The sequence below is a fragment of the Flavobacterium cyanobacteriorum genome (genome assembly GCF_002251835.1).
In the GTDB taxonomy this organism is placed as follows: Bacteria; Bacteroidota; Bacteroidia; order Flavobacteriales; family Flavobacteriaceae; genus Flavobacterium; species Flavobacterium cyanobacteriorum.
The window spans coordinates 1-10,087 of record NZ_NOXV01000203.1; the positions used below are offsets into that span (position 1 = coordinate 1).

13 protein-coding genes are annotated in these 10,087 nt (G+C 41.9%); 9 read left to right on the top strand and 4 right to left on the bottom strand.

The window, feature by feature from the left end:
• Window positions 1–256: hypothetical protein (locus CHU92_RS15985; protein ID WP_207759803.1), on the top strand; the 256-nt coding region annotated here is incomplete at its 5' end.
• 206 nt (window positions 257–462) lie between these two features.
• Here the strand turns inward: CHU92_RS15985 and CHU92_RS04335 are convergent.
• Window positions 463–768, bottom strand: a complete 306-nt coding sequence (locus CHU92_RS04335; protein WP_094412971.1) for a hypothetical protein — start codon at window positions 766–768, stop codon at window positions 463–465.
• 187 nt (window positions 769–955) lie between these two features.
• On the opposite strand from CHU92_RS04335, the gene CHU92_RS04340 reads away from it, so the two are divergent.
• The 8 genes from CHU92_RS04340 to sucD all read left to right on the top strand — a co-directional run bounded on the left by CHU92_RS04340 (window position 956) and on the right by sucD (window position 8,503).
• On the top strand, window positions 956–2,200 hold the full coding sequence (locus CHU92_RS04340) for an HD domain-containing protein (RefSeq protein ID WP_094412993.1): 1,245 nt from the start codon (window positions 956–958) through the stop codon (window positions 2,198–2,200).
• Between the two features lie 23 nt (window positions 2,201–2,223).
• Entirely contained in the window at window positions 2,224–3,246 is a 1,023-nt protein-coding gene (gene lpxD, locus CHU92_RS04345) for a UDP-3-O-(3-hydroxymyristoyl)glucosamine N-acyltransferase (RefSeq protein WP_094412973.1), read from the top strand.
• A 20-nt stretch (window positions 3,247–3,266) separates the two neighbouring features.
• Window positions 3,267–4,655 carry a bifunctional UDP-3-O-[3-hydroxymyristoyl] N-acetylglucosamine deacetylase/3-hydroxyacyl-ACP dehydratase gene (locus CHU92_RS04350; RefSeq protein WP_094412975.1) on the top strand — a complete coding sequence of 463 codons (1,389 nt, stop codon included), beginning with the start codon at window positions 3,267–3,269 and terminating at the stop codon, window positions 4,653–4,655.
• Window positions 4,656–4,665: 10 nt separating this feature from the next.
• Window positions 4,666–5,451 (top strand): acyl-ACP--UDP-N-acetylglucosamine O-acyltransferase, encoded by a 786-nt coding sequence (gene lpxA, locus CHU92_RS04355; protein ID WP_094412977.1) that lies wholly within the window; start codon window positions 4,666–4,668, stop codon window positions 5,449–5,451.
• Between the two features lie 60 nt (window positions 5,452–5,511).
• Window positions 5,512–6,078, top strand: a complete 567-nt coding sequence (gene efp / locus CHU92_RS04360; protein WP_094412979.1) for an elongation factor P — start codon at window positions 5,512–5,514, stop codon at window positions 6,076–6,078.
• A 75-nt stretch (window positions 6,079–6,153) separates the two neighbouring features.
• Window positions 6,154–7,083 (top strand): UDP-3-O-(3-hydroxymyristoyl)glucosamine N-acyltransferase, encoded by a 930-nt coding sequence (locus CHU92_RS04365; protein ID WP_094412981.1) that lies wholly within the window; start codon window positions 6,154–6,156, stop codon window positions 7,081–7,083.
• Between the two features lie 2 nt (window positions 7,084–7,085).
• Window positions 7,086–7,448, top strand: a complete 363-nt coding sequence (locus CHU92_RS04370; RefSeq protein ID WP_094412983.1) for a nuclear transport factor 2 family protein — start codon at window positions 7,086–7,088, stop codon at window positions 7,446–7,448.
• A gap of 182 nt (window positions 7,449–7,630) precedes the next feature.
• Window positions 7,631–8,503: a succinate--CoA ligase subunit alpha gene (gene sucD, locus CHU92_RS04375; RefSeq protein ID WP_094412985.1), complete on the top strand. Its 873-nt coding sequence runs from the start codon at window positions 7,631–7,633 to the stop codon at window positions 8,501–8,503.
• A 60-nt stretch (window positions 8,504–8,563) separates the two neighbouring features.
• On the opposite strand, the gene CHU92_RS04380 is transcribed toward sucD, so the two are convergent.
• Genes CHU92_RS04380 through CHU92_RS04390 form a run of 3 tightly spaced genes read right to left on the bottom strand, consistent with a single transcriptional unit; the run spans window position 8,564 to window position 9,996 of the window.
• Window positions 8,564–9,007, bottom strand: coding sequence for a sensor of ECF-type sigma factor (locus CHU92_RS04380; RefSeq protein ID WP_094412987.1), 444 nt, complete (start codon window positions 9,005–9,007; stop codon window positions 8,564–8,566).
• The gene (locus CHU92_RS04385; RefSeq protein WP_094412989.1) at window positions 9,004–9,423 is read right to left on the bottom strand and encodes a hypothetical protein; all 420 of its coding nucleotides are present in this window, start codon (window positions 9,421–9,423) and stop codon (window positions 9,004–9,006) included. Before CHU92_RS04385 ends, CHU92_RS04380 begins: the two co-directional genes overlap by 4 nt.
• 30 nt (window positions 9,424–9,453) lie before the next feature.
• On the bottom strand, window positions 9,454–9,996 hold the full coding sequence (locus CHU92_RS04390) for an RNA polymerase sigma factor (RefSeq protein ID WP_094412991.1): 543 nt from the start codon (window positions 9,994–9,996) through the stop codon (window positions 9,454–9,456).
• Window positions 9,997–10,087: the final 91 nt, after the last annotated feature.

Below are 10,087 nucleotides of genomic sequence, written 5' to 3' on the forward strand. Positions count from 1 at the left end.
CGCCGCAAAAGCGGGCGGCGGGGAGGATGCCGCTCCCATCGGGGCTAGCAGGGAGTGGCTCAGTGCGCTTTTGTTAGCTTCTCCCGCAACGTCTCCTGCATCCAGACCCCGGTTAATTGGCAGTATTGCGGGTGTACTTGCATTATTAGTCCCTGGGTTTTCAGATTGTGGGATGTACCGAAGAAAGTATAAAATTACCCATTTCTATAATGCTTTGTCAAGGCCTTTAATAAATTCATTTTATCTTAAGCAATAATCTTGACCCCTGTTTTTCTGCTCTGATTAAAAAAAATCAAATTATTATCTTAATTATCCGGATGAAATTATAGTTGTTTTTTACGGTAGTATTACATATGTAAAAAAGCGGGTACTTTGGCTGTAAGGCAATACTATGAAAGGCCTGCAGGTATTTAATCCTGCAGACCTTTCCTTCAATAACCTAAGTAACAAAAAATAACGTTATTATTCTTTATCAGGCCGTGTTGAAGTTTTACTGTTTTCTTTTTTGGTATCAGCAGCCCTGCCGGGAACTGTTTTTTCGGCATCTTTACGGTTTTCTTTCATGTCCTTTATCTGCTGTTTTTTCAGTTGTCTGTCAAAAGCCGGGTCGGCCACCCGCATTTCATCGGCTTCATTGGCATGCTGCTCAACCTGCCGCTGTGTAACCGGTGGCGGAAGCTGTTCAAGACGTTCCTGCTCGTCCTGTGCCTGCCCGTACGACAGCGCGCCGAAGCCAAAAAGGGCAGCTATAATTATTAAAATTTTCATCAGCATAGGGTTATTGTATAAAATTAGCTAATATTTTAATAATGAGTTTATTTGAAGTGGCTTCTTAACCTACATTTAACGCGGGCTACAAATTTTAAGTTAAGGCTATATACGTGGCATTTACAAAAAGAGTAACAACTCCTTCCTGCCAATCCTGTATTTGCTATATTTGTTAAAAAAAGATACAGTGCAGCAGGTAAACAAGCTTAAGATACTCAATGACCCAATATATGGCTTTATTTCTATAACCAACCCATTGGTTTATGATGTAATACAGCATCCTTATTTCCAGCGACTCCGCCGAATATCCCAAATGGGCCTAAGCTACCTGGTGTACCCCGGCGCGCACCATACACGCTTCCATCATGCCCTCGGGTGCATGCACATAATGCAGAAAGCAGTCCAGGTACTACGCTTCAAAGGGGTAGATATAAATGATGAGGAAGAAAATGCGCTCTATTTAGCCATACTTCTGCATGATATTGGCCACGGGCCCTTTTCACACGCCATGGAGCACAGTATTGTAGAAAACATAAACCACGAAAGCATTTCGTTCATGTTTATGGACAGGCTTAATGCTATTTTTGATAAAAAGCTGACACTGGCCATACAAATCTTCAGAGGCGAATATAGCCGGAAATTCATGCACCAGCTTATATCAAGCCAACTCGATATGGACCGGATGGACTACCTTAAACGCGACAGCTTTTACAGTGGGGTAGCCGAAGGGAACATCAACTCCGAAAGGCTGATACAGATGATGAATGTGCAGGATGATATGCTGGTAATTGAGGAGAAAGGTATTTATTCTGTTGAAAAATTTCTTGTGGCACGCCGCCTGATGTACTGGCAGGCTTACCTCCACAAGACCAGCGTGGCGGCCGAACTGATACTTACCAAAATACTCAAACGCGCCAAAGAACTTACCCACCAGGGGACAGAACTTGAAAGCAGCGGGCCTTTGCGGTTTTTTCTGCAAAACAGGATTAACCGGGAAGCCTTTACGCCGGACGTGCTAGATACTTTTGCGCAGCTGGATGATTTTGACATCATGTCGGCCCTAAAGGCATGGCAGCATCATAGCGACTATGTGCTTAGTAATTTATGCCACATGATTATTAACCGCGACCTCCTGAAAATAAAGCTTCAGGCCGAAAAAGCAGATAAAGCTAAGGTAGCCGGGCTGAGGCAGGCCTTAATGGCTGATGCTGGAATATCGCAAAAAGAAGCCGAATACTTTATATTTAAAGGAAAAATCAAAAACCAGGCCTATAATAAAACCGGTGAACCCATTCGTATCCTGCGTAAAGACAGGACAGTGGAAGATGTTGTAGAGGCATCAGACCAGCTGAACCTTAAAGCACTCTCAAAACCGGTTACCAAATATTATATATGCTTTCCAAAACAACTTTTAGAAAAAGTAGCTTTTTAATTTAATTTTATATTTTTGTCGGGATGAAATTTACAGCAGAACAGATAGCGGCTATTTTAGAGGGTGAGGTAGCGGGAAACCCGAATACCGAAGTTTATAAGCTTGCCAAAATTGAAGAAGGTACCGAAGGTTCCTTAACATTTCTGGCAAACCCTAAATACCAGCAATATATATATTCCACTAAGGCCAGCATCACTATAGTTAATAAAACTTTTGAGCCGGAAACAGCTATTAATACCACGCTTATTAAAGTTGATGATGCCTATAAATCATTTTCAAAACTACTGGAATATTATAATCAGGTAAAACTCATGAAATCAGGTATAGAGCAGCCTTCAGTCATCTCTGAGGGGGTTACTTATGGCGATGGCCTGTACCTGGGCAGTTTTTGCTACATAGGCAAGAATGTAAAGATTGGCAATAACGTAAAAATATACCCTAATACATTTGTAGGAGACAATGTTGTCATTGGCGATAACACCATCCTTTTTGCCGGTGTCCGGGTATATTCAGAAACCGAAATCGGCAACGGCTGTACCGTCCATTCCGGCGCCATAATAGGCTCTGACGGTTTTGGTTTCACACCCAATGAAGAAGGTGTTTACAGCAAAGTGCCGCAGATAGGCAATGTAATTCTTGAGGATAATGTTGATGTAGGCGCCTGCACTACTATTGACAGGGCTACACTGGGTTCAACAATTATAAAAAAAGGTGTAAAACTGGACAACCAGATACAAATAGCACATAACGTGGTTATAGGTGAAAATACCGTTATTGCTTCTCAGACAGGTGTTGCCGGCTCTACCAAGATTGGCAAGAACTGCATTATCGGCGGGCAGGTTGGTATTGTAGGCCATATAACCATTGGTAACAACGTGCGTATACAGGCACAGTCGGGAGTCGGCAAAAGCATACCGGATGGCGAAACTATACAGGGGAGCCCTGCACTGGGGTATTCTGATTTTAATAAATCATACGTTCACTTCAGGAACCTTCCTAAAATAGTAGCCGATATTGAAGAGCTTAAACAACAAAACAAACAATAATTATTTAAAAAAAAGCGATAATGGTTAAACAGACCACCATCAAAAGTGAAGTATCTTTAACAGGTGTGGGCCTGCATACAGGTAAGGAAGTAACGATGACATTTAAGCCGGCACCCGTAAATAATGGATATACTTTTGTAAGGGTAGATTTGGAAGGCCAGCCCATTGTAGAGGCTGATGCCAATTATGTGGTAAACACACAAAGAGGTACCAACCTTGAAAAGAAAGGCGTTAAAATCCAGACATCCGAGCACGTGCTTGCGGCATTCGTAGGATGTGATGTAGATAATGTCATTATCGAGCTTAATGCTTCCGAGCCGCCTATTATGGACGGTTCTTCTAAATTTTTTGTTGAAGCCATTGAAAAAGCCGGAGTAGTAGAGCAGGACGCGGAACGCAAAGTGTATTTGGTAAAAGAAGTTATATCTTACACTGACGAGGCTACAGGCAGTGAAATAATTGTAATGCCCGCCGATGACTACCAGGTAACTGCCATGGTTGATTTTGGTACCAAAGTATTGGGTACGCAAAATGCTACTATGAAGAACATTAGGGAATTTAAAAACCAGATTGCCGATGCACGCACCTTTAGCTTCCTGCATGAGCTGGAAACCCTACTGCAAAATGGCCTTATAAAAGGTGGTGACCTTAATAACGCTATTGTATATGTAGATAAGGAAATTTCCCCTGAAACCATGGAAAGCCTTAAAGTAGCTTTCGGGAAAGATAGTATAGCCGTTAAACCTAACGGTATTTTGGATAACCTTACACTCCATTACCCTAATGAGGCTGCCCGGCATAAACTGCTCGATGTTGTAGGTGACCTCGCGCTGATTGGCACCCGCATAAAGGGTAAGGTGATTGCCAATAAGCCGGGGCATTTTGTAAACACGCAATTTGCAAAAAAACTTTCTAAAATTATAAAAATTGAACAGCGCAACCAGGTGCCGGTATATGACCTGCATGCAGAGCCGCTTATGGACGTGAACAAAATCATGTCGATGCTGCCGCACCGCCCGCCTTTCCTGTTGGTGGATAAGATATTGGAAATGAGTGACAGCCATGTGGTAGGGCTTAAAAATGTTACCATGAACGAAAGCTTCTTCGTGGGGCATTTTCCAGGGGCACCCGTAATGCCAGGCGTACTTATCATTGAAGCTATGGCGCAGACCGGAGGCATACTCATCCTGAGTTCAGTACCCGACCCAGAAAATTACCTAACCTATTTTATGAAAATTGACAACGTGAAGTTTAAACATAAAGTGCTTCCCGGTGACACCCTTATATTCAAGTGCGACCTCTTGTCGCCTATACGCAGGGGCATCTGCCACATGCAGGCTAATGCGTATGCTAACGGGAAACTCGTAGCCGAAGCCGAACTCATGGCCCAAATCGTCAAGAACAGTTAAAACAACATGTATGAATCAACCGTTAGCATATGTACATCCGGGCGCTAAAATTGCTAAAAATGTAGTAATTGAGCCATTTACAACCATCCATAATAATGTGGAAATAGGCGAAGGTACCTGGATAGGCTCCAACGTAACTATTATGGAAGGCGCCAGAATTGGAAAAAACTGTAATATATTTCCGGGGGCTGTTATATCAGCAGTGCCACAAGACCTGAAATTCGGAGGTGAAGAATCTCTTGCAATAATTGGTGATAACTCTACTGTACGTGAATGCGTTACGGTTAACAGAGGGACTATAGCTTCAGGGCAGACCCGCATTGGAAAAAACTGCCTTATCATGGCAACCGCCCATATAGCCCATGACTGCCACATTGGCGATAATGCCATAATTGTAAACGGCGTGGCCCTTGCAGGACATGTAACTGTTGGCAACTATGCTATTATTGGCGGCCTGGCCGCCGTACACCAATTTATAAGCATTGGTGACCATGCTATGATTTCTGGTGGTTCACTTGTACGTAAAGATGTCCCGCCTTACACCAAAGCAGCCAAAGAGCCTCTTTCTTATGTGGGTATTAATTCTGTTGGTTTGCGCCGAAGGGGGTTTACCACTGAAAAAATCCGGGAAATACAGGAAATTTACAGGATATTGTACCAAAAAAATTACAATACAACACAAGCATTGGGTATTATTGAAGCCGAAATGGAGGCGACCCCTGAACGTGATGAAATTATCCTCTTTATAAGAAATTCTTCAAGGGGTGTAATGAAAGGGTATACCGGTATATATTAGGCACGGTCAACAACCCACCAAGCAATTTTAAACATAATAAATAATCAATAATCAATTATAATGGCAACTACAGCAGATATCAGGAACGGATTATGCATAAAATTTAACCACGATATATACAAAATCGTTGAATTCCTTCATGTTAAGCCCGGAAAAGGCCCGGCTTTCGTAAGGACAAAACTAAAAAGCCTTACAACAGGCAAAGTGCTGGATAATACTTTTTCTGCAGGCCACAAAATCGAAGATGTAAGGGTAGAAACCCATAAGTTCCAGTTCCTTTATGCAGAAGGGGATAATTTCCACTTCATGCACGCCGAAACATATGAACAGATAACACTGCAAAAAGATATACTGGATGCCCCTGACCTCCTTAAAGAAGGCGAAAATGTAATGGTTATATGGAATACTGAAACTGACCAGCCATTGTCTGTAGATATGCCGGCATCGGTAATCCTTGAAGTAACTTATGCCGAACCGGGTGTCAAAGGTAATACGGCTACCAACGCCACGAAACCAGCCAAAGTTGAAACCGGCGCATCGGTTAATGTCCCGCTATTTATTAATGAAGGCGATAAAGTTAAGATAGATACGGCTACAGGCGCTTATCTTGAGCGTGTGAAAGAATAGCCCGCATAGTCAGGCGGAAATGCTGGCTTAGTAACAATTTTAACTTGTATAACCGTTTAATGTTCCTATCATATAATGAAGTTTCCAAAAATATATTCATTAGAGCAAATAGCGGCAATAATTGGCTGTGACTATGTAGGCGATGCCTCTTTTCCGGTGCATGGTATGAATGAAATCCACGTGGTGGAGCCAGGCGATATTGTTTTTGTAGACCATCCCAAATATTATGATAAAGCTTTAAATTCGGCCGCTACCATAGTGCTTATCAATAAAAATGTAGAGTGTCCCGAAGGAAAAGCTTTGCTGGTATCGGATGACCCTTTCAGGGACTTCAATAAGCTCACAAAGCACTTCATGCCATTTAGGCATACAAATACTTCTATTGCTCCTTCAGCACTAATTGGTGAAGGAACTGTTATACAGCCTAATTGTTTTATAGGTAATAATGTGAAAATCGGTGATAACTGTGTCATTCATTCTAATGTTTCCATTTATGACAATACGGTTATTGGTAATAATGTAATTATCCATGCGGGTACGGTTTTAGGAGCCGATGCCTTTTATTATAAAAAACGCCCTGAAGGTTTTGACCAACTTTTATCGGGCGGGCGCGTTGTTATAGGAAACGATGTGGGTATCGGGGCGCTTTGTACCATTGATAAAGGTGTTACAGGGGATACTACTATTGGCGATGGCAGCAAGATTGATAACCAGGTACATGTAGGGCATGACACTGTGATTGGCAAAAAATGCCTCATCGCTGCCCAGACCGGTATAGCAGGCTGTGTAGTTATAGAAGACGAAGTTACCCTTTGGGGACAGGTTGGCACCACAAGCGGTATCACCATCGGTGCAAAGGCAGTAGTCCTGGCGCAATCAGGCATCAGCAAATCACTTGAAGGCGGTAAGGTTTATTTTGGATATCCGGCGGATGAATCACGGGAGAAACTCAAGCAGCTCGCTCATATTAAGCGCATCCCTGAAATATTGGAAAAACTTAAATAAAAATGAGTCCGAAAGAACTTGTAAAAGAATATTATGCTACCGAAGCTTTCAGGTCTCCTGAAGCTACCAAACGTTTTTTTGATGAGAATCTTGAGCTTAAGTGGCACAGCTCCAAAGGGTACCTTGAACTCGACCGCAATGATATACTGGCGCTGGCAGAGGAGATGCATAAATCCTATCTCTCCTCACGTGCGCACATCAGCCATATATTTGCTGAAGGCAACATGGTTACAGTGCGCTATACCCAGTATGTTAATACCATAGAAAACCCTGCGGAAGAAATGCTCCTCGCCCATTTTGTAGCTATATGGGAGGTAAAGGGCAACAGGATATATAAAGGCTACCTCATGAGCCAGCTGGGCTGATAATCCTGATTTTACATGGTCTACAGCTTACATCTTTTTTTACAGTTTTAGCCTTATAAGCCTTATTGATATGCCTTTGAAATTGACAGTTTCTTCTGCAAAAAATAGAAAAACCTGTCAATTTATTTTACAAAAAGCCTATTTTTGCATCACTATTTAAAAAACAATTTAAACTTTATATCATGAGTGTTCTGGTAAATAAAAATTCCAAAATAATTGTTCAGGGTTTCACCGGTAGCGAAGGTACATTCCATGCCAGCCAGATGATTGAATATGGCACAAACGTTGTTGGTGGCGTTACTCCGGGTAAAGGAGGTACAACTCACCTTGACAAACCTGTTTTTAATACAGTTAAAGATGCGGTGGAAATTGCAGGTGCCGATACTTCTATCATATTTGTGCCGCCGGCCTTTGCCGCTGATGCAATTATGGAAGCTGCCGAAGCAGGAATCAAAGTAATTATCACAATTACTGAAGGCATCCCCGTGGCGGACATGATCAGGGCTTATGATTATATTAAAGATAAAGGCTGCAGGCTTATAGGCCCCAACTGCCCGGGCGTTATTACACCTGAAGAAGCCAAAGTAGGTATTATGCCGGGCTTTGTATTCAAAAAAGGAAATGTTGGTATCGTTTCAAAGTCAGGAACGCTTACCTATGAGGCTGCTGACCAGGTGGTGAAGCAGGGATTAGGCATAACAACGGCTATAGGAATAGGCGGTGACCCGATTATAGGGACTACTACCAAAGAAGCGGTCGAACTGCTTATGAATGACCCTGAAACTGAGGCTATAATTATGATAGGTGAGATAGGCGGACAGCTAGAGGCAGATGCTGCACGCTGGATTAAGGCTGATGGCAACCGTAAGCCTGTAATTGGTTTTATTGCCGGCGAAACTGCCCCTAAAGGTCGTACTATGGGCCATGCCGGTGCTATTGTTGGCGGAGCTGATGACACTGCTGAAGCCAAGAAGCGCATCATGAGGGAAAATGGCATCCATGTTGTAGACTCGCCTGCTGAAATAGGTAAAAAAGTTAAAGAGGTTTTAGGATAAATCTTTTAAGACATAAACCAGAGAGCCCCGCAATCATCTTGCGGGGCTCTCTGGTTTAAACTAATTTCTCCTCTCCTTGTATTTTGAAAGAAGTTTTTTATTAAAATCGTCTTCCGCCTTTTTAAGTTTCAATAATTTTATGGGGCCGATAATTGGCTTAAGGTCCGTAACAAGCTTTTGCCTTGCATTGAATATTTCCCGCTCAATATCCTGTATCTGGTCCACGTAAGCCAGTGCTTCTTTTTCAGAAACTTTGTCAACTCCTGTTTGGTCAATACTTTTTATTAAGGGACGTAAACGGTTATGCCTTAGGGAATAAACCTTTTCTTCATAAGCATTATACACTGGCCAGAATTTTGCGGCCTCATCGCTGGTTAGGTTAAGCTGAAGCGTAAAAAATGATACCTTGAGGGCTTTAACCTGTTCCCTTTTTTCTTTACCATCCTGTGCTGTTGCTGTAATGGATAATAAGCATAAGAGAGGTAGTAAAATTTTTATTTTCATAGTTCTTCTGTTATTAAGTTGTTTTCGGTAGCAAGATATTCTTCAATAGCTTCGTCATTTAGGAGTACTGTCTGTTCTAATTCTTTTAGATCCTTTTCGTCAAGATTCTGGATAAGGTCGTATGAGGATACATTGGCCTGGTATACAAGGTAGTTTTCTATGGCGGAATCATCGGGTAATGCCGTGTTTTTGTTTTTCAGGTACATAGTAATGCTAACAGCTGTTACAAGTACAGCGGCAACAGCGGCAACAGCGGCAGCCCGCTTGGCTGCCCTGCGGTACAAAGGTACTACCTTGGCTTTACCAGGTTTATCAACTGTAGCCATTATCCTGTCGGCATAGCCGTCAAAGTAGTTTTCAGGCACTTTAAAGCCTGTTTTTATAGCAGGGCGGTTATCTTTATCAAATAATTCCATATATGTTAGACTAAAATCTTTTATAAGGGTTTAAGCATTATTTATATAATCTTCTATTTTTTTAACAGCATGGTGATAGGATGCTTTAAGTGCCCCGACTGATGTGCCGAGTATTTCTGAAATATCTTCATACTTCATGTCCTCAAAGTACTTCATTTTAAATACCAGCTGCTGTTTTTCAGGTAATTGGGCTACCGCCTTTTGCAGTTTTAGTTGTATAGCGTCTCCTTCAAAATACTCATCGGCAGGCAGCTTTTCCAGTGCTTTCTGCTGAACTTCTTCACTGGTTATACCTGCCTTATTGGCTTTTTTGCTTATAAAAGTTATCGCTTCATTGGTAGCAATACGATACATCCATGAAAAAAGCCTGCTTTCGCCTTTAAAGCCTTTTAAATGCTGAAAAACTTTAATAAACGTATTTTGCAGCACGTCGTCAGCATCATCATGGCTTATCACAATATTGCGTATATGGCTGTAAAGTGGCCTGCTATATTGCGCAACAAGCTGCCTGAAAGCCAAATTTTGCGTTTCAGGATGGAGTAATTGTCTTATAAATACTTTTTCGTCTTCCAAAAGAGGAAATTTTTTAGCAGTTTGACTATAGTTACGGCAAATGGTTTAAAAACAATCCTGTCCTAAATAAAATTTAACACTATCAAACTTA